Annotated in this window: 16 protein-coding genes and 2 pseudogenes; 4 read left to right on the forward strand and 14 right to left on the reverse strand. The window is 33.6% G+C overall.

What is annotated here, in order from left to right; all coding sequences use genetic code 11:
- Positions 1-25: 25 nt before the first annotated feature.
- The 3 genes from ade to I2490_RS02420 form a co-directional block, all read right to left on the reverse strand.
- The gene (gene ade, locus I2490_RS02410) at positions 26-1,756 is read right to left on the reverse strand and encodes an adenine deaminase (RefSeq protein ID WP_206458195.1); all 1,731 of its coding nucleotides are present in this window, start codon (positions 1,754-1,756) and stop codon (positions 26-28) included.
- A 17-nt stretch (positions 1,757-1,773) separates the two neighbouring features.
- Entirely contained in the window at positions 1,774-3,558 is a 1,785-nt protein-coding gene (locus tag I2490_RS02415; protein WP_206458196.1) for an adenine deaminase, read from the reverse strand.
- Between the two features lie 274 nt (positions 3,559-3,832).
- On the reverse strand, positions 3,833-4,069 hold the full coding sequence (locus I2490_RS02420) for a pentapeptide repeat-containing protein (RefSeq protein ID WP_206458402.1): 237 nt from the start codon (positions 4,067-4,069) through the stop codon (positions 3,833-3,835).
- Between the two features lie 303 nt (positions 4,070-4,372).
- Here I2490_RS02420 and I2490_RS02425 point away from each other — a divergent pair.
- Positions 4,373-5,736: pseudogene (locus tag I2490_RS02425) on the forward strand (IS1182 family transposase).
- Positions 5,737-5,903: 167 nt separating this feature from the next.
- On the opposite strand, the gene I2490_RS02430 reads toward I2490_RS02425, so the two are convergent.
- Entirely contained in the window at positions 5,904-6,722 is an 819-nt protein-coding gene (locus tag I2490_RS02430; protein ID WP_206458197.1) for a hypothetical protein, read from the reverse strand.
- 191 nt (positions 6,723-6,913) lie between these two features.
- Here I2490_RS02430 and I2490_RS02435 point away from each other — a divergent pair, with 191 nt between their 5' ends.
- The gene (locus I2490_RS02435) at positions 6,914-7,501 is read left to right on the forward strand and encodes a flavodoxin family protein (RefSeq protein WP_330634526.1); all 588 of its coding nucleotides are present in this window, start codon (positions 6,914-6,916) and stop codon (positions 7,499-7,501) included.
- A gap of 100 nt (positions 7,502-7,601) precedes the next feature.
- On the opposite strand, the gene I2490_RS02440 is transcribed toward I2490_RS02435, so the two are convergent.
- The 8 genes from I2490_RS02440 to I2490_RS02470 form a co-directional block, all read right to left on the reverse strand.
- Complete coding sequence (locus I2490_RS02440) at positions 7,602-8,564, reverse strand: DMT family transporter (protein ID WP_206458199.1); 963 nt, start codon at positions 8,562-8,564, stop codon at positions 7,602-7,604.
- Positions 8,565-8,885: 321 nt separating this feature from the next.
- Entirely contained in the window at positions 8,886-9,641 is a 756-nt protein-coding gene (locus I2490_RS02445) for an ABC transporter permease (RefSeq protein ID WP_206458200.1), read from the reverse strand.
- Positions 9,642-9,645: 4 nt separating this feature from the next.
- Positions 9,646-10,587, reverse strand: coding sequence for an ABC transporter ATP-binding protein (locus tag I2490_RS02450; protein ID WP_206458201.1), 942 nt, complete (start codon positions 10,585-10,587; stop codon positions 9,646-9,648).
- 325 nt (positions 10,588-10,912) lie between these two features.
- Positions 10,913-11,668 (reverse strand): transposase, encoded by a 756-nt coding sequence (locus I2490_RS17130; protein WP_206458150.1) that lies wholly within the window; start codon positions 11,666-11,668, stop codon positions 10,913-10,915.
- Entirely contained in the window at positions 11,668-12,276 is a 609-nt protein-coding gene (locus tag I2490_RS17135) for a transposase (protein WP_442859721.1), read from the reverse strand. Before I2490_RS17135 ends, I2490_RS17130 begins: the two co-directional genes overlap by 1 nt.
- A 288-nt stretch (positions 12,277-12,564) precedes the next feature.
- A complete protein-coding gene (locus tag I2490_RS02460; RefSeq protein ID WP_206458202.1) occupies positions 12,565-13,566 on the reverse strand; it encodes an ABC transporter substrate-binding protein in 1,002 nt (333 codons plus the stop codon).
- A gap of 78 nt (positions 13,567-13,644) precedes the next feature.
- Complete coding sequence (locus I2490_RS02465; protein WP_206458203.1) at positions 13,645-14,451, reverse strand: ABC transporter permease; 807 nt, start codon at positions 14,449-14,451, stop codon at positions 13,645-13,647.
- On the reverse strand, positions 14,444-15,208 hold the full coding sequence (locus I2490_RS02470; RefSeq protein ID WP_330634527.1) for an ABC transporter ATP-binding protein: 765 nt from the start codon (positions 15,206-15,208) through the stop codon (positions 14,444-14,446). Before I2490_RS02470 ends, I2490_RS02465 begins: the two co-directional genes overlap by 8 nt.
- A 219-nt stretch (positions 15,209-15,427) precedes the next feature.
- On the opposite strand from I2490_RS02470, the pseudogene I2490_RS02475 reads away from it, so the two are divergent.
- Together I2490_RS02475 and I2490_RS02480 are read left to right on the forward strand one after the other, a co-directional pair.
- Positions 15,428-16,796: pseudogene (locus I2490_RS02475) on the forward strand (IS1182 family transposase).
- Between the two features lie 59 nt (positions 16,797-16,855).
- The gene (locus tag I2490_RS02480) at positions 16,856-18,112 is read left to right on the forward strand and encodes an IS256 family transposase (RefSeq protein ID WP_442859719.1); all 1,257 of its coding nucleotides are present in this window, start codon (positions 16,856-16,858) and stop codon (positions 18,110-18,112) included.
- Positions 18,113-18,425: 313 nt separating this feature from the next.
- Here the strand turns inward: I2490_RS02480 and I2490_RS02485 are convergent, their stop codons facing one another.
- Both I2490_RS02485 and I2490_RS02490 read right to left on the reverse strand, forming a co-directional pair.
- A complete protein-coding gene (locus I2490_RS02485; protein WP_206458205.1) occupies positions 18,426-19,193 on the reverse strand; it encodes an MEDS domain-containing protein in 768 nt (255 codons plus the stop codon).
- 95 nt (positions 19,194-19,288) lie between these two features.
- A complete protein-coding gene (locus tag I2490_RS02490; RefSeq protein WP_245157059.1) occupies positions 19,289-20,695 on the reverse strand; it encodes an MFS transporter in 1,407 nt (468 codons plus the stop codon).
- Positions 20,696-20,762 lie beyond the last annotated feature (67 nt).

Genomic DNA, 20,762 nt, shown 5'->3' on the forward strand with positions numbered 1-20,762 from the left:
TTTTTAGTTTTAAAACGTTTAAAATCTATGCTTCGATATTTATAAAATCAAATTTTGTTACGTCAAATAAGCCCATATCTGTTAGTTTGATTTCTGGAATAACTGCTAATGACATAAAGCAAAGCGTCATTACAGGTTCAACCTCTTCATTGATTTTAAGTATCTCATGTGCAATTTTATGAATATGAGTCAATTTTGCATCAACCCATTCACCACTCTTATTACTCATAAGTCCTGCAATCGGCATTGGCATACTTTCTAATACTTCTTGTTTCTTTACAAGGACAATTCCTCCACCTTGATTTATCAGTTGCTCTACTGCATAAGCCATATCTTCATCGTTAACACCAACAACGATAATATTGTGAGAATCATGTGCTACAGAAAGTGCAACAGCCCCTTCTTTTATGCCATATCCCTTTAACAAGGCTACTGCTACATTTCCTGTATTTTGATGACGTTCTACCACAGCAACTTTAACGATATCTACAGAGGAATCATATAGAAATTCATCCTTTTTACTCCGTTTGATTTCTGCTATTTCTTTCTTAGTAACCACTCCTCCCGGTAAAATGTCAATTACATTTGCCTTGTTAGAGTGTATCTTTAATCTTAACTTCTCCTTGGAAAACTCTTTTACATGAAAACTCCCTTTTGTTGATGAGATGTCATAATGAGTAATCGCCAGCTGATAATTTCCGTTAGAAGCAGCCTCCTGCCCCGCAATAAATACTTTTTGCGCCTTAAAATCTTCAAGATTATCTAAAAGTACAATGTCTGCTCTTAATCCAGGTACAATTGCACCTCGATCCTCTAAACCAAAACATTCAGCAGCATTTAAACTTGCCATCTGAATTGCAACAATTGGATCAATACCTTCTTGTACACACATACGTAAATGGTTATCAAGATGCCCCATACTTAAAATTGTCTTTGGTTGACAATCATCAGCACAAAGAAGACAGCGTCTGCTGTTATGCTGCGTCACTCCTTTTAACAATTCTTTTAGATTATGACAAGCAGAACCTTCACGAAGCAAAACATACATTCCTCTGGAAATACGCTCCTGCATTTCTTCTACCGTAGAACATTCATGATCGGTATGTATTCGAGCAGCCGCATACGCATTCAGCGCATGACCTGTTACACCAGGACTATGCCCATCAATCAACTTTCCTTGTTTTTTTGCTACAAGAAGTTTATCTAAAATCGTATCATTTGCATTGATTACACCCGGAAAGTCCATAAACTCACCCAAACCAAGAATTCTATTATTTTTAATAGGTTCTTCCATAACCTCTGCATTGATTACAGCACCTGCATGCTCCCACGGTGTAGCAGGTACACAGGAAGGCAGCATCCATTTTATATCTAAAGCAACACCTTTGGATGCTTCCATCATATAATTTAAGCCTTTTAATCCGCACACATTGGCTATTTCATGTGGGTCTGCAATGATTGTAGTGGTACCATGAGGAACAACAAGCCGACCAAGTTCCTCCGGACTAACATACGAAGATTCCACATGAATATGACTGTCAATAAATCCCGGTGCCGCATATTGTCCCTTTGCATCGATTTCCTGTAACCCGTCATATTTTCCTATACCTGCAATCCATTCATCACACAAGGCTATATCCCCTTCAATGATTGCACCATTGTATACGTCTACGACTTTACAATTTTTTATTACAAGATCTGCAGGAATCCGTCCTCCTGCAACATCAATTAGTTTTTTCAACTGTTCTTTTTCCATTTCTGCAACCCCTCGCTTTATTTCGATTCAATCAATTCTAAAATCGGATTAAATGTCGTTAATGCAATACAATCAACAGGACCAACATCTGTAATTGCATAATCAGGAATTGCTGTAATCGGCAAAAAAAACATGTACATTAATGGCTCCGGCAAATAACACCCCAACTGGTTTGCAGCTTTTGTAAGTAAAGTTTCACGGTAAGCAATTTCTTCCGGCTCTAAATCACTTGCAATTCCACCCACAGGTAAAGAAAGGAATTCCATTACTTGCCCATCCGCTACGACAACTTGCCCACCGCCATTTTCGATTAAATGGTTGACTGCAATTGACATATCAGAAGGATCAGCTCCCATTACGATAATGTTATTATCATCTGGTGCTGCAGAGGAAGCCATTGCACCTTTTTTTAAATTCCAACCGGAACAAAATGCCAATGATTTATTTCCGTTTCGTCCAAACCGTTCTAAAACAGAAACCATAAGAACATCCTGTTTAGTGTCCGGCATTACGATGGAGTCTTTTACGTTTAAAGTTACATCTCTTCTTTTACGTACAAAAGGACCTTTTACATCCATAGAAAGCACTTTTGCTTGTCCATTTTTTATATCTACTTTATATTCAAAATCTTCTTTTGTTGTATACGCACATTTTAATGCACTGCTCAGTATACTGCTTCTTTTTGGCGCTTTTAGATCATAGGTTAATTTCCCATTTTGAGCTACAAGTCTTCCATTTGTGATAACTGTATCTACATGAAATGCTTCAGGAGTGTCAACCAATAGGATATCTGCAATTCTTCCGGGAGAAATGGATCCAACCAAATGATCGATTCGATAAGCTTCTGCACTATTGATTGTTGCCATTTGAATTGCCGTCATAGGTTCTACCCCTTCTGCAATTGCCAAACGCACTAGATTGTCTAAATGACCTTTTTCCAAAACATCCGTAGCAGTCACATCGTCCGTACAAAAACTTACACGACGAGCGAGAGCCGGATTTACTTCAGTAACCGCTCTAATATTTTCTTTCAAAAAATGGGTAACGGATGACTCACGAATCAACATATGCATCCCATTCCGCATTTTTTCAACAACTTCCTCATGATCATAACTTTCATGATCCAAACGAATTCCTGCACAGAGATAGCCATTTAAGTCCTTTCCCCTTGCCATCGGTGCACAACCAAAGACAGGAAGCCGGTTTTTAAATGCTTCTTCAATCGCACCCAGCGTATCTTCATCTTCTTCCTGTACATATTCACGTACGGTTTCCCAAACACCAAAGCATTCCGGCCATTTTTGTACGACAGAGTGAACTTCCTGATTGAAGTTAAAAGCAACGGTCGACTGTGGAAATGTGTAAGGTGTTTTATATGGAGCTCCCCAAAATACTTTAAGCGGGCTCGCTTTTACCTCTTCAAATACTTCCTTTAAGCCTTCTAATCCGGAAACCGAGATATACTCGTCCAGCCCTGAAATGATGCTGGTTGTTCCACATGGTACCACAGCTTTTGCAAAGCTCGTTATACTTAGCTTGCTGCATTCACTGTGAATATGCCCGTCAATCAATCCCGGTACCAAATACTTGCCTGCGGCATCAATTGTTTTCGTATTCGGACCAATGTAATCACTTACATCACCAATCGCTACAATTGTGTCTTCATAAATGGCCACATCGGCTGGATAAATCTCAGCAGACATTACATTTACTAAATTTCCATGAAGTACTACCGTATGCGCCGGAGCAATTCCTCTTCCTGCACGAATCAGTTGTTTTAAGTTGTTCTTGTTTTTTTGCATAAAAAAACCTCCAATAAATAATTTTAGATACCCCGACCATTGCTGGCGAACCAGGTTTCCCGTCCTGCAGCTTGTATCTTGACGAATTTTATATTGGATTGAAAATATTAAATATAATATTTTATGATAGATAGAGTAACATAGATTAGATAAAAAATACATAAATTTTACATAAAAAACAGTTAATCTTAATAAAAAAATGAACTGTTTTGGTTAAAACACGTATCATTTAATTTTTATTTTGCATAAATGTTCGTAAATTCATTTATATATTCTAAAATAAATCATAGCCTATTGGCCGAGTGAGTGAAGATGGTAGTTTTGTATTTATATCACCTTTTGCAACATTGATTTGTGATTGTGTTAGAAATATGCTCTTTGACAAATCTGCTCCTCTAATATCTGTATCTCGAAGATCAGCTCCGATCAAATCCGTTCTGGTGAAATCTACTCCTCTTGCATCAGCGGCAATCAAGCAAGCCCCACGCAAATTCGCTCGACTTAGATTTATTTTTCTTTAGAAATAATATGATTTCCCTCCTTTAACTTCAAGTTACAATAAATTTTTGGTTTTAATATTGATTATTCCTTATCAGCAAAAATAGGAATGTATTGTCCAACTAAGTTTTCAATAATAATGAATGAAATAATTCTTATAATTAAATAAATACTGAGTTCTTAATAAAGAATTCAGTATTTCAGACTGTAGACAAGGATATCTCTATCTTTGCCTACAGTTTTTTTTACATAATGTAATACATTTTATTGTATTTATGGTAAAATATATGTATAAATACATGGAGGTATTTGCTTTATGATGGGTAAGAAAGATTTATTAGGTCGTGATCAATTTCAAATGGTAACCTTGAATTCTCTTGTTCCACAAGATCATATTATTCGTAAGATAGATACTGCGATTAATCTCTCTTTCATTTATGACCTTGTAAAAGATTTGTATTCTGATGTGGGAAAAGAAAGCATCGACCCTGTCGTCTTAATTAAAATTACCCTCATTCAATATACCTTTGGTATTCGATCCATGAGGCAGACCATTAAAGAAATTCAAACGAATGTAGCTTATCGATGGTATCTTGGTTATAGTTTAGAGGAAGAAATTCCTCACTTTTCTACCTTTGGTAAAAACTACTCTCGTCGGTTTCAAAATACTGACTTATTCGAACAAATCTTTCAAAGAGTCATTGCTGAAATTATGGAATATGAATTCATTAATTCAGAAAGCATTTTCATTGACGGTACACATATTAAAGCAAGTGCAAATAACCATAACAGTGAAAAAGAAACCGTTTTGGAATCCGTTAAATACTATGAAAAAGAACTAATGAAAGAAATTAACGAAGATCGCATTGAACGAGGAAAACAAGCTTGTAAAAAAAAACGGAAGCCAAAGAAAAGACAAAAGTAATCAAGAAAAGTACCGTAGATCCGGATTGCGGTGTATTTCATAAAGGAAAGCATAAGGTAGTATTTGCTTATGCTGCAAATGTAGCTTGCGATCGAAACAATTACATACTTGCTTTTCATACAAATCCAGGAAATGTACATGACTCAGTTGCATTCCCAAAGATTTATGAAAAAGTAAAAAGATATAAAGGTGTAAAAAATATTGTAATGGATTCCGGATATAAAACACCTGCAATTGCTAGAGAAATACTCAAAGATAAACGAATTCCTATCCTACCATACAAACGACCTATGACAAAAAATGGTTATTTTAAAAAACACGAATATGCTTATGATGAATACTATGATTGCTTTGTATGCCCAGAAAACCAAGTGTTAAACTATACTACAACAAATAGAGAAGGGTATCGGGAATATAAGAGTAAAGGAGAAATTTGCAAGAGTTGCCCTTCCTTATCAGAATGCACAGCAAGTAAAGACCATGTAAAAGTAGTCACACGTCATATATGGGAAAACTACATAGAGCAATGTGAGGACATTCGTCATACTCCAAAGTATCGAGATCTTTACAAACTACGGAGTCAAACCATTGAGCGAGTCTTTGCCGATGCAAAAGAAAAACATAATATGCGTTATACACAATATCGAGGGATTCAGAAGATAGAAATGGAACTGAATCTTCTTTTTGCGTCCATGAATCTAAAAAAACTAGCAACATGGATTCATAAATCTGAAAGAAGGAATCAAATGGCATAGAGATATCCTTTTATTTTTTCTTTTTTTAAAAGCTTTATAGAAAAAATAGAAAATACCTTGCAGAAATTATAAGAATATAAATTTAGCAAGGTATTTTGTCTACAGTCTGAAATACTGAGTTCTTAATAAAGAATTCAGTATTTATTATTGATATAAATTTTCTATCTTTAAATTGCACCTTTCATTTTTAAAAAACTATATATATCTTTCTTGTTAAATTCCGGTTTATAATCTAAATGGTAAAGAGAATGAATATATTGTTTCCCATCCGGAGTTTCAAAGTAAAACTTCTTAACGATACTGTAAGCATTATATTTTTCCATATCTTCTTCGCTAACCTTAAAATTACTCTCGAAGGTAATGGAATCTCCTTTTGAAATTGTATAAGGTAGTGAGACTTCATTGCTTTTATCCATATTAATATATAAATGGTCCTCCACTTCAAAGTCCAAATCACTTTTTACCTCCGAAAGCAGCATCTTTTCTAATGCTTTATATGTGACACTGGATGAATGATTACTTGAGGATGTAGTTGAAAGTGTAAGAAACGGAATCTCTTGTTCCATTTCTTTTGATAAGACAATTTTTCCAATATTAGTGGGTATAATTCTGCCGTCAGAAAAGAAAACCTTAGCGGTTGTAACTTTTGTTTCTGGTATATATGCACTCTCGTTTTCTTCGAAACCCATTGAAACAACGTTTAATTTATAATGTCCATACACACCATGGGCTTTAGTATCCTTTACTACGCAACGTATATCCATTCCTATAATTTCCGGAAATGTAATGTGAGTTACTATATTTTCATCAGATTTATTTGTAATATAATAGAATTTAAATATAGAGTTATCACTGATTTCTTTTTCATAATAGTGATTAAGAAATACAGGACGTTCTAATGTACTCGTTATATAAAGAAACACATTCAATATTAATACCACTATAACGACGACAAGTATCGCAATAAGTGTTTTAATGCTTTTCATATTAAATATTCCTCCAATATGGATTATGGACCCCATTTACCCTATTAAGAATTGTCTTTATAAGCATTTTCAATTGTTAGTTTAATAATACATCCAGATAAAATTTCTGTCCAGTTAAATATAGGTGTTAAGCTTATAAATACCATAGATATATGATATAATGATATAAATTTATTACCTTATAATTGGAGGTGGAAAAAATTAAAATATCAATTATATTCCATAGTGTATGCGGTAATACCTTTTTAATGGCAAAAGCATTTTATAATTCCCTAAAAGCCCAAAACAAAGATGTACACTTATATAGAATAAAAGACGATGATTTAGAAAAATGGGTTGATACTTTTTCAGTAGCAAAAGAATTTTTTAATGAGATGAAAAAAATCCCCATTGCAGAACCTGAAGTCATGTTGGAAAGTGATTATATCATATTAGGAAGTCCTACCTATTTTGGTAATGTTTCGAGTGAAATGAAAGCTTATATGGACTCTGCCTCTATATTTTGGATTGATGGAAAGTTAGTAGGAAAAAAGCTGACTGCATTTACCTCTTCAAGTAATGCAGAAGGGGGCGGAGATCTTTGCTTACAAGCAATCAATACGTTCGGTCAGCATATGGGTATGATTTCTATACCAATTCCAGCTAATCTCTCCTCCAATAAAAATTTTCCTGCTTACGGATTTATTCATTATTCTGGCGGATTAGGTGATCAAAGACCAAATGACGATTTATACTCTGCAATCAAGAAATATACTGAACTTTATATTGCAGGCTGCTAAATAGTTTATTTTATTTCCACACTATATATAAAAGCATCAAAACGATTAGATTTTGATGCTTTTATTTTCTTTCTTATTTTAATATAAATTCATTGTTTCTCTATTTTATTTCTTGTTTTATAATTTTATCCTCCATTGGTTCCTCTATTTTTATAGAGGCTTGCTCCTCTTCCCCACTAGGTTTTTCATAAATTGATGCTATTACAATACCAATAATTATTAAACTTGCACCAAACCATCCCAATAAATTTAATCTCTCATTCAAAATAATCCTTGAAAAAACAGCCGTAAAAATAGGTTCAGAACAAAAAGCTAATGACGCAAATACAGCTGATACTTTTTTTAATGCAAAGTTTTGAAAAATATAGGCTAAAAAAGTACAAGCTACTGCCGAATATAAAATAGCACCCCAACCAGTTGCGGTGATAGTTAGAATTGAAAAAGAACGTTCGAAAAATGCGATGCAAATCCAACTAATTAAAGCAGTAATAATCGTCTGCATTGCAGATAATGTAATTACATCTATATTTGACGAGTATTTTGAGGTATAAACAAACACACATGCAAGAAAAACAGAACTAAGAAGCGCCATTATCTCTCCAAAGCCAAAATGAAATCCTTGATTTCCATTGCAAAGGAAAAACAGCCCAATGACTACTATAATTACAATGGGAATATTCGCTATGTTAAATTTATTTTTTAATATTATAACCGATAGAAATGGAGTAAAGATTACTGCCAACGACATTAAAAACCCAGCAATTGTAGCAGAAGTAAGTAATAGAGAAAAAGTGCATGTAATAAAAGATAACGCTGTAAATAGGCTAACAATTAAAATATGTTTTATATTTGCAGTTTTCAATTGATAAAATATGTGTTTTCCAAAAACAATTAAAAAAATGATTCCAGCAATTGAAAATCTCAAAGCCAAGCAATAAAAGGGTAACACAACTTCGAGAGCAATTTTTGTTACGGGATTTCCTAACCCCCAAAGTAAACATTCTAGTATAATCAAGGAACCGGCAAAAGAGGATGTGTCTAATATACGATTAATTTTATTCATACAAAACGTCCTTTCAAAAAATAAAAAATCACACAAATATACGTATATACCGTAAACGATTATAAAATTTAAAATGCATCTTATTTACAGATTGATTATAATTTTGTGTGATACAATTTATTGTTCAGAATGTGTTCCAATGCTAATTTCATAATATCTTTCCCTTCATGTACTTCGCAAATATATTATAACATAATTTCTATATATAACCAATTTTTATTATATTATTTTAAACAATAATTAAATTATACTTTTTATCCTGATTAAAAAAATAAGACAGTATTGATGTATACAATACTGTCTATCATTCATTGATTGAAATTATTGTATTGTTTCCTTTTTTAGCCTCCAAAGTGCCAATGTAAAGCTACCACAGCAAAGGCAAATAAATAAACTGCTTACAAACAATACGTTTTGTAAATCAACGGTAGTTTCTAAAACTAAATTACGAAGACAATTTATTACATGTGTGAAAGGATTTATCGTAACTGCAATTTTAAGACCTCCCGATATACTGTCCATCGGAAATAATGCGGTACTGGTGAAAAAGATAGAAAGTACAATTAGATTCATAATGGTTTCATAAATTGCTTCATTAGGCAGACAAAGACTAATCGTATAGGATATTCCCGACATAAAAAATGCTGTAAGGAAAATGATTGGCAACATGAGAAGCAGTCCGGTAAATCCAGATGCAATGTGTACCGACAAGAAGATTGACAATATCAACATAATGCTAATTTCTATAAAAGAAAGAAAAACTGCTTCGAGAATTTGTCCCAATACAATAGAACTCCTTTTTACCGGGGCGATTACTATTCGATAGAAACTACCTTTTGTTTTCATGATGAAATTAAGATAACCACCACTACTGCAACAGGATAATATAACAAGCACCATAATACCTGCGAGAATAAAAGCAGTGTAGTTGCCCTGAGCCATATTCTTCATCGATTGACCTGCGATTGCACTATATAATACTAACCAAATCAGTGGCTGTATAATTGTAAGTATGATTGAAATAGGGTTTTGAAATCGCCACTTCATATTACGCCATAATATATTTATTGTATCCATTTGCTTACCTCATTTCCGTTCCAGTTAACTTTAAAAAGACATCTTCAAGACTGGGCTGTACCATTTCAATTGCCTCAAAGGGAATTTGTTTTTCCAAAAGCCATCGATTTACATCTTCAAACGTTTTTCTATCTTCTGTACAATCTGTAAAGATCGAATTCCCTCGTATATTTAAAGGCAAAAGCATCTGTACTCCCTTAAGCATCTTAGCGTATTTTTTTATCTTTTCTATATTTGAAAAACCAATTCTTAAGATATTCTGACGTGTATATTGACGTAAATCACTAGGTTTTCCTTGTATCAGTTCATGACCTTCTTTCATAATGCAAATAGTATCACTAAGTTGATCTGCTTCTTCAAGATAATGTGTCGTCAGAAAAATTGTTGTTTCAAAATCATCCCGTATTTTCCGCATGATTTCCCACATCGCTTTTCGGGAACTAATATCCATACCAACGGTCGGTTCATCTAAAAACAGTATTTTAGGATAAGAAACCATATTCATCGCAATATCCAGACGACGTTTCACTCCACCGGAATAGGAAGCAACGGGATATTTTAAATACTGTGACAGCCCAAAGCTGTCGATCAGAGTGTCAATCCTCTTTCTTGCCGTATCATTATTCACCTTGTAAAGTCGGCTTTGAAACATCATATTTTCCATAAGTGACAAATGTTCGTCAATAGAAACATGCTGTGCAACACAAGCAATTTGTGTACGTACCCATGAAGACTCTTTCGATAGATCTTTATCTAGTATCGTTACTGTTCCAGAAGTAGGTGAATAATAGGTAGTCAAAATATTGATCAGTGAAGATTTCCCTGCACCATTGGGGCCGAGCAGAGAAAAGATTTCTCCTTTCTCCACCTGTATATTTAAATCATTTAAGGCTCTAACACCATTTTTATACTGTTTCACCAAGTGTTCAATTTTAATTGCTGTCATTCTATTCCTCCTTATTTTCTTTTTTTATTGCAATCCAAACTTCTGCATACCCATGTTTAGATTGTTGATCGTTAACAAGGTAAACCTCCATTTCTCACCTCCTGATAAAAGACTATCATTATAAAAAATTAATGTCCTCTCTTTTGGTGTTCAAAAATGTAAACTTAAAAATTAAAACAATAAAAAAACTATATTCTTTGCTATAGAATATAGTTTCAGACTGTAGACAAAATACCTTGCTAAATTTATATTCTTATAATTTCTGCAAGGTATTTTCTATTTTTTCTATAAAGCTTTTAAAAAAAGAAAAAATAAAAGGATATCTCTATGCCATTTGATTCCTTCTTTCAGATTTATGAATCCATGTTGCTAGTTTTTTTAGATTCATGGACGCAAAAAGAAGATTCAGTTCCATTTCTATCTTCTGAATCCCTCGATATTGTGTATAACGCATATTATGTTTTTCTTTTGCATCGGCAAAGACTCGCTCAATGGTTTGACTCCGTAGTTTGTAAAGATCTCGATACTTTGGAGTATGACGAATGTCCTCACATTGCTCTATGTAGTTTTCCCATATATGACGTGTGACTACTTTTACATGGTCTTTACTTGCTGTGCATTCTGATAAGGAAGGGCAACTCTTGCAAATTTCTCCTTTACTCTTATATTCCCGATACCCTTCTCTATTTGTTGTAGTATAGTTTAACACTTGGTTTTCTGGGCATACAAAGCAATCATAGTATTCATCATAAGCATATTCGTGTTTTTTAAAATAACCATTTTTTGTCATAGGTCGTTTGTATGGTAGGATAGGAATTCGTTTATCTTTGAGTATTTCTCTAGCAATTGCAGGTGTTTTATATCCGGAATCCATTACAATATTTTTTACACCTTTATATCTTTTTACTTTTTCATAAATCTTTGGGAATGCAACTGAGTCATGTACATTTCCTGGATTTGTATGAAAAGCAAGTATGTAATTGTTTCGATCGCAAGCTACATTTGCAGCATAAGCAAATACTACCTTATGCTTTCCTTTATGAAATACGCCGCAATCCGGATCTACGGTACTTTTCTTGATTACTTTTGTCTTTTCTTTGGCTTCCGTTTTTTTTTACAAGCTTGTTTTCCTCGTTCAATGCGATCTTCGTTAATTTCTTTCATTAGTTCTTTTTCATAGTATTTAACGGATTCCAAAACGGTTTCTTTTTCACTGTTATGGTTATTTGCACTTGCTTTAATATGTGTACCGTCAATGAAAATGCTTTCTGAATTAATGAATTCATATTCCATGATTTCAGCAATGACTCTTTGAAAGATTTGTTCGAATAAGTCAGTATTTTGAAACCGACGAGAGTAGTTTTTACCAAAGGTAGAAAAGTGAGGAATTTCTTCCTCTAAACTATAACCAAGATACCATCGATAAGCTACATTCGTTTGAATTTCTTTAATGGTCTGTCTCATGGATCGAATACCAAAGGTATATTGAATGAGGGTAATTTTAATTAAGACAACAGGATCGATGCTTTCTTTTCCCACATCAGAATACAAATCTTTTACAAGGTCATAAATGAAAGAGAGATTAATCGCAGTATCTATCTTACGAATAATATGATCTTGTGGAACAAGAGAATTCAAGGTTACCATTTGAAATTGATCACGACCTAATAAATCTTTCTTACCCATCATAAAGCAAATACCTCCATGTATTTATACATATATTTTACCATAAATACAATAAAATGTATTACATTATGTAAAAAAAACTGTAGGCAAAGATAGAGATATCCTTGTCTACAGTCTGAAACTATATTCTTTGCTATAGAATATAGTTTTAAAGTTTGTGATTTAATTATCTGGTAAAAAGAGGTGAAGACTATCAACATAATTGATAGTCTTCACCTTTTAATATTTATTTTTAAAATTCATTTTCTATATCTAATTTAAATAATTATGGTCAAGCCGCTTATTCTTTTTCTAATTTATAACCTTTTCTGCATAGGTATTGTTTACAACTTCTTCATATGGAGCCTTTTGTTTTAATTCTCCTGCTTGCGTCATTACTTCCTGTAACAAATTAAAGGATTCCTCTTTCAAAATAGGATCGCTGTTCCATACATCAATATCTTTATATCTTTGTACTACTGTTGTCAATAAGCTTACATCTGTATCCGGGAAGGATGGAGCAACCACTTCAGCAATTTCTTTAGCATCATGGGATTCGACCCATTTTTGCCCTTTATAAATCGCCTTAGTAAATCGTTCAATCAGATCCTGGTTCTCCTCAATAAAGCTTTTCTTTGCAAAGTACGCTGTATATGGTATTTCACCGCTTTCTTCCCCGATTGAGGATACTATGTACCCCTTACCCTCTTTTTCTAACATAGATGCGGTTGGTTCAAACAATGTAACATAATCGCCGGTTCCGCTTGTAAATGCCCCTGCCATCAGAGCAAATTGAATGCTATTATCAAGAATCGTATCCTTATATGGGTCTAAACCATTCTGACGAATTACATACTCTAATGTCATATAAGGTACTCCACCTTTACGTCCCGGCAATACCTTTTTCCCACGAATCTTATCCCATGAAAAATCCGAATCCTCTTCACGAGCGACAAGAAAAGAGCCGTCACGTTTCGTTAATTGTGCAAATACTTCTGTATAATCATCCTTACCTTCATTATAAACATAAATAGATGCTTCCGGCCCAGAAAATCCAATATCTACATTATTGGATAGTACCGCAGCCATAACCTTATCCGCACCCTGACCGTTTGTAAGCTCTACTTCAATTCCTTCTTCTTCAAAGAATCCCAAATTTATTGCGGCATATTGCGGTGCATAGAAGATAGAATGAGTCACCTCACACAAACTTACCTTATCCTTTTCTTGTGGTTTTGACCCACATCCCGCCATCACAGAAATAATTAATAAAAAGCATAAAGTAATACTAAATAACTTAAAATATTTTCTCATTTCACCAACTCCTTATATATTATTATATTTAGGTTAAGAAAGGTAACCTATAACCCTTTCTAAAATGGAACGAGTCACTTAATGCCCATACCATTTCATAACTAACCTTTGCATAAGTACAACCGCTTGATACATAATTGCTGCTACTATTGCTAAAATAATTACACTTGCCATAACCAAATCAAGTTGAAATACCTGCCCTCCATAAACAATTAAATATCCCAAACCCGCTTTTGAAACCAGAAACTCACCGGCAATTACACCAACTAAAGAAAGTCCTATGTTTATCTTTAAAGAATTGAATAATGTTTTTATGTTATATGGAAATACAATTTTTTTAAATATTTGTAGTTTTGAAGCGCCAAAGGTCGTCGCCATTTTAATATACTCTTTATCCGTATTTTGAAACCCATTTAACATCTCTAACACAGTAACAATAAGAGAAATAGCCAGTGCCATAAAAATAATCGCTTTGGTCCCAGCTCCAACGATAATAATAATAACTGGGCCTAAAGCAATTTTAGGTAAACTGTTTAGTACAACGAGATAAGGTTCACTTACTTTAGCGATAAAGCTGCTCCACCAAAGTATAATTGCAAGTACAGTCCCGGTAACAACTCCTAACGTAAACCCAATCAAGGTTTCATAAACAGTAACACCGATATGCATAAGCAGACCATTTTGAGCCATATGGATGCAAGTATTCCATATACGTGAGGGCTGGCTCAAAATAAAGCTATCAATCAATCCAAGTAAGGCTGAGATTTCCCAAATCGCTATGAAACAAAATAAAATTCCAATTTGCCAAATAAGAATCATTTGTTTGCGACGTTTTTCTTTTATTAAATATATAACTCTTTCTTCTGAAAGCTGATATTCATTCATCGGAAGCTAACTCCTTCCATATATGATCAAAATACTTACTAAACTTAGGACTCTTCCTACAATTTAACGGAGTTCTATTTTCAATTTCAAAATCAATTGGGATAATTTCCTTTACAATTGCAGGTCTGGAGCTGAGAATAACGACTTTATCTCCCATACTAATTCCTTCAGGAATATCATGTGTAACCATTAAAGTTGTAACTTGCTCTTGTTTTAAAATTCGGTAAACATCATTTGTAACCGTTAATCTCGTTTGATAGTCCAATGCGGAAAAAGCTTCATCTAATAGTAAAATATCAGGATTGATTGCTAATGTTCTAATTAAAGCAACCCTTTGCCGCATGCCACCAGATAATTGTGATGGATATTTATCCTTAAAATCATAGAGTTCATAGGTTTTTAATAATTGAATGACTCTCTGTAAATTTTCAGGTGTCAAATTATTCTGAATTTCCAGACCAAAGATTACATTCCTGTAAATTGTTCTCCATTCCAACAGGTTATCCTTCTGCAGCATATATCCTATATGAGCAGATATCCCTTCTATTTTTTCTCCGTTTACAAAAATCTCTCCCGATGTTTGTTTTAATAATCCCGCAATAATAGAAAGCAGTGTAGATTTACCACAACCACTAGGTCCAACAATACTAATAAATTCTCCTTTTTCAACACTGAAATTAATTTCTTTCAATGCAGTGATTTCTCCATTCACTGCCTGATATTTTTGTTCTATTTTATGTACATCAAGTACTACCAAAACACTCCACCTCATTGTTTATTTTGTAAGCATCATCAACTCTATTTTATGCTATCCGATCTAAATCTGTGAAAATGAAAAACACACCTTTATTAGGTGTGTCTCAGACTGTAGACAAGGATATCTCTATCTTTGCCTACAGTTTTTTTTACATAATGTAATACATTTTATTGTATTTATGGTAAAATATATGTATAAATACATGGAGGTATTTGCTTTATGATGGGTAAGAAAGATTTATTAGGTCGTGATCAATTTCAAATGGTAACCTTGAATTCTCTTGTTCCACAAGATCATATTATTCGTAAGATAGATACTGCGATTAATCTCTCTTTCATTTATGACCTTGTAAAAGATTTGTATTCTGATGTGGGAAAAGAAAGCATCGATCCTGTTGTCTTAATTAAAATTACCCTCATTCAATATACCTTTGGTATTCGATCCATGAGACAGACCATTAAAGAAATTCAAACGAATGTAGCTTATCGATGGTATCTTGGTTATAGTTTAGAGGAAGAAATTCCTCACTTTTCTACCTTTGGTAAAAACTACTCTCGTCGGTTTCAAAATACTGACTTATTCGAACAAATCTTTCAAAGAGTCATTGCTGAAATCATGGAATATGAATTCATTAATTCAGAAAGCATTTTCATTGACGGTACACATATTAAAGCAAGTGCAAATAACCATAACAGTGAAAAAGAAACCGTTTTGGAATCCGTTAAATACTATGAAAAAGAACTAATGAAAGAAATTAACGAAGATCGCATTGAACGAGGAAAACAAGCTTGTAAAAAAAACGGAAGCCAAAGAAAAGACAAAAGTAATCAAGAAAAGTACCGTAGATCCGGATTGCGGCGTATTTCATAAAGGAAAGCATAAGGTAGTATTTGCTTATGCTGCAAATGTAGCTTGCGATCGAAACAATTACATACTTGCTTTTCATACAAATCCAGGAAATGTACATGACTCAGTTGCATTCCCAAAGATTTATGAAAAAGTAAAAAGATATAAAGGTGTAAAAAATATTGTAATGGATTCCGGATATAAAACACCTGCAATTGCTAGAGAAATACTCAAAGATAAACGAATTCCTATCCTACCATACAAACGACCTATGACAAAAAATGGTTATTTTAAAAAACACGAATATGCTTATGATGAATACTATGATTGCTTTGTATGCCCAGAAAACCAAGTGTTAAACTATACTACAACAAATAGAGAAGGGTATCGGGAATATAAGAGTAAAGGAGAAATTTGCAAGAGTTGCCCTTCCTTATCAGAATGCACAGCAAGTAAAGACCATGTAAAAGTAGTCACACGTCATATATGGGAAAACTACATAGAGCAATGTGAGGACATTCGTCATACTCCAAAGTATCGAGATCTTTACAAACTACGGAGTCAAACCATTGAGCGAGTCTTTGCCGATGCAAAAGAAAAACATAATATGCGTTATACACAATATCGAGGGATTCAGAAGATAGAAATGGAACTGAATCTTCTTTTTGCGTCCATGAATCTAAAAAAACTAGCAACATGGATTCATAAATCTGAAAGAAGGAATCAAATGGGAGTATCCTAAAGTTTGTGTAAACCTCTAAACTGATGTAAGATAAATATATCAGTTTGGAGGTTTTATTTATGCCCAAAAGAAGAAAAGAATCACCCCAAAAACAAGCAATCAGAAAAATGATGCAGGAATACTTAAAAGAGAATGATATTCCTATCAAAAATGGTACAGATGTCAATTCTGTTATGCGTGATATGATGTCTGTATTACTGGAGGGTTCTCTGGAAGGAGAATTAGAAGACGAACTGGGATACTCAAAATATGACTATCGGAATAAGGAAACCGACAATAGTCGGAATGGATATTCTTCTAAAATCATGCATACAAACTATGGAGATATGAATGTTGCTATTCCTCGTGACCGTAATGGAGAATATGAACCCCAGCTTATCAAGAAATATCAAAATACCGTTACGCAAGATATGGAAGAAAGGATACTTTCCATGTATGCAAAAGGTATGACTACAAATGATATTGAATCCCATATGCGTGAGTTATATGACATTGATATTTCTGACAGTACGATTAGCCGAGTTACTGATAAAATTATACCGATTGTAAAGGAATGGCAGGAACGTCCTTTGGAAGAAGTATATGCGGTTGTTTTTATGGATGCAATTCATTTCCACGTTCGTAGTGAAGGAAGAATACGAAAAAAGGCTGTGTATATTGCTTTGGGAATTGATATGAATGGTAGAAAGGACGTTTTAGGTATGTATGTTGGTGAAAATGAAAATGCTAAATTCTGGCTTTCTATACTGAATGGGCTAAAAAATCGTGGTGTAAAAGATATCTTAATAACATGTATTGATGGACTAAGTGGATTTCCACAAGCAATTGAAGCAGTCTATCCTGAAACAGAGATACAGCAGTGCATTATTCATCAAATCCGTAACTCCACTAAATTTGTATCCTACAAAGATTTGAAAGCTCTGATGGCTGATTTGAAGCGAGTCTATACTGCCCCAACAGAAGAATTAGCCCTAAATGAATTGGAGTTGTTTCAAGAAAAATGGGATGTAAAATATCCGAAAATCTATAAATCTTGGCATGATAATTGGTCAACTTTAGCAACCTATTTTAAATATCCTGAAGCTGTTAGGCGGCTTATTTATACCACAAATGCCATTGAGGGATTTAATCGTCAACTTCGTAAAGTAACAAAAAGCAAGACAATTTTTCCTTCTGACGATAGCCTTTTAAAAATGCTATATCTGGCAACGATAGATATCACAAAAAAGTGGACAGGATATCGTAGGGACTGGGGACGGATATATTCCCAGTTAGAGATTTATTTTGAGGAAAGACTAAAAAATCTCAACTTCTAAAAAACAACTTGTTCGGCAAGTTTTATTGACATGCAAAAAAATCATTGTATAATGCAAACAAGGGTAGAATCCCAAAATTGACTCTGCCCTTAAGTAACTATTCACATATCTTATATCAGATTTTTGAGTTTACACAAAACTTGAAACTGTCCCAATCAAATGGCATAGAGATATCCTTTTATTTTTTCTTTTTTTAAAAGCTTTATAGAAAAAATAGAAAATACCTTGCAGAAATTATAAGAATATAAATTTAGCAAGGTATTTTGTCTACAGTCTGAAACACACCTTTATTAGGTGTGTCTATCTTCCTGAACTATATTTTTAATTTATTTTCTAAATTCTCCTCGTTTTTATATCTTTCTAAGACTAAGTCTTTTAAAATATAAGAATGTGTGTCTTTTGATTTCTTTATAACCTCTTCATTTATGTACTTACCTTCGACAATATAATCGTAGGCATCATACACACATATCAATGAAACATTCCTGTTTTCGAGAGCTTTGCTTAAATCAATTTCCCAGTCTAAAAAATCCTCTTGGGAAGTAGTCTGAATCGCATAAGTTGGTTGCCCAATCCATCGAACACCATTGTATTCTTTTACAGCATCTTCTACGCAAATGCTATCAATTTTATCTCTTAATCCAACGAATCCTTCTTTTTTATGACACAGGATTAAATCCTTCACTGGTCTAAATTTAATGTGCTCTATACATACATCTTTGCTTCTTAAAAACTCTATTAGCTCATGGTACAAATCATGCTGCATAGAAATATAAATAAGCTCATTATTCTTAATCCCTTCTGTAATATAAAAGAACATATTTGTAAAAAGATGCTTATGTCCATAATAATAAAAACTGGAATGTATCCCAAATATATCTTTTAACCCTACACTAGCAGTGTAAATTGATTTATTCACGCATGATATACACTTATACACTAAATTATCAAGCAATTGACTTAACTCTATCACTTCTTCATCGATTAAATTATCCCTTTTTTTAATTACCTTATTATTTAGTCTTACTCTATATTCCTCTAGACTAGCATTTAAACCACAATCCTTACAATATACTCTCATATTTCGCAAACCCTTTAACATTATTAATATTAAATCAATTTTATTGTTAATTATAGCATAAATTACTACAAAAAATAAAGAAAAAAACTAGATAACTACAATCTATCCGGTATTTTTATAACAGACAATACCGCTAACGATACAAGTCCAAGTCCAATTAAAAAGGTATCTCTTTGTGCAAATAGATAGATTTCATTATCACTCAACTGTAAAAATGAATAATGTGTTTGTCTGGTAATAAGCATAACACTTCCAATGGCGGTTCCAAATGTATTACCGATCGTTCTCATAGTTGCAAGAGTCCCGGAAGCAACTCCTAAATATTCCTTTGGAACCGAACCGAGTATTGCAGAGTTGATCGCAGAAACACTTAGCCCATTTCCACCTCCAACCATAATCAATGTAAGTATAATAAATATTATATTTGAATTTTCATTAAAAAAACCAACTAAAATACAGTTTAATGCAATCAGCAAAAGTCCTGCAACAGCCGGTCTACGTGTGCCATAATAATCCGATAGCGTACCACCAAAAGGAGATGCAATCATCATAGCCAAAGGAAACGAAAGCATTACGATACCAGCTTTATCTGGTTTTAACATTACAATATCAATAAGAAAAAAAGGAAAAAGATAGGTTGTCAGCTGTTGAGTCATATAAGATAAACAACATGCAGCATTTGCAAAAGAAAACGTTTTATTATGAAATAAATTTAATTCAATCATAGGTATATCTGTATGATTCTCCCTCCATAGAAAGAGCATGAATGATAGGATTGATAATGCAATACATAAAACAAATGCAACAGAACGCAAACCCCAGTCATCACTAAAGTTCAGCCCAACGGCCAATGCTCCGATGAATACTGCAAAAAAAAGGCCGCCTGGCCAGTCTAATCTTTTCTCACCGGTTCGCCGGTAATCTTCCGGCATAATAATAATGGTTGCAATCAATCCAAATAAGCAGAACGGAATCGGAAAATAAAAAATAGAATGCCATGAAAAATGGGTTAACAGAAATCCTCCAATTGAAGGACCCGAAGCTAATCCTACCGATACAAAAATTGCATTAATACCAAGTGCTTTACCCCGTTCATCCGCATCAAATGTTTTGGTAACGGTAGCTTGTGTGATAGAAATTAGTAAACAATAGCCCAGACCCTGCATTGCTCGAAAAAAAACCAATGTAATAAGACGATCCGACAAAATCGGCGCTAATACAGATGCAACTGCAAAAAAACAAAAACCAATTTGATATTGTCGCTTATATCCGTAAATATCAGCGGCTTTTCCGCAAATTAGCAGCATGCAACATGGGATAAATGTATATACAAGTGCCAGCCAACTAACTTCTCCTTGTGAAACACCAAATTCATCCATAAGTGTCGGAAGTGCCAGATTTAAGCTGTTAATTGCAAAACATACACTGAAATTAGCCATACCTGTAATTGCAAAAATGCACCATTTTAATTTTTCGTCTCCGCATTTCATCTTATTTAGCAACGCACGAATCACCTCTATATTATATTATGATGTATAATATATATCTTATCCTGTAAATGTTAAGAAT

Origin of the sequence: Anaerovorax sp. IOR16 (assembly GCF_017168145.1) — a bacterium.
Taxonomy (GTDB): Bacteria; Bacillota; Clostridia; order Peptostreptococcales; family Anaerovoracaceae; genus IOR16.

Excerpts from the sequence above, each read along its gene's own strand:
- ade (WP_206458195.1), bottom strand. The coding sequence starts at position 1,756 with ATGGAAAAAGAACAGTTGAAAAAACTAATTGATGTTGCAGGAGGACGG.
- I2490_RS02415 (WP_206458196.1), bottom strand. The coding sequence starts at position 3,558 with ATGCAAAAAAACAAGAACAACTTAAAACAACTGATTCGTGCAGGAAGA.
- I2490_RS02430 (WP_206458197.1), bottom strand. The coding sequence starts at position 6,722 with ATGAAAAGCATTAAAACACTTATTGCGATACTTGTCGTCGTTATAGTG.
- I2490_RS02440 (WP_206458199.1), bottom strand. The coding sequence starts at position 8,564 with ATGAATAAAATTAATCGTATATTAGACACATCCTCTTTTGCCGGTTCC.
- I2490_RS02445 (WP_206458200.1), bottom strand. The coding sequence starts at position 9,641 with ATGGATACAATAAATATATTATGGCGTAATATGAAGTGGCGATTTCAA.
- I2490_RS02450 (WP_206458201.1), bottom strand. The coding sequence starts at position 10,587 with ATGACAGCAATTAAAATTGAACACTTGGTGAAACAGTATAAAAATGGT.
- I2490_RS17135 (WP_442859721.1), bottom strand. The coding sequence starts at position 12,276 with ATGATGGGTAAGAAAGATTTATTAGGTCGTGATCAATTTCAAATGGTA.
- I2490_RS02460 (WP_206458202.1), bottom strand. The coding sequence starts at position 13,566 with ATGAGAAAATATTTTAAGTTATTTAGTATTACTTTATGCTTTTTATTA.
- I2490_RS02465 (WP_206458203.1), bottom strand. The coding sequence starts at position 14,451 with ATGAATGAATATCAGCTTTCAGAAGAAAGAGTTATATATTTAATAAAA.
- I2490_RS02480 (WP_442859719.1), top strand. The coding sequence starts at position 16,856 with ATGCCCAAAAGAAGAAAAGAATCACCCCAAAAACAAGCAATCAGAAAA.
- I2490_RS02485 (WP_206458205.1), bottom strand. The coding sequence starts at position 19,193 with ATGAGAGTATATTGTAAGGATTGTGGTTTAAATGCTAGTCTAGAGGAA.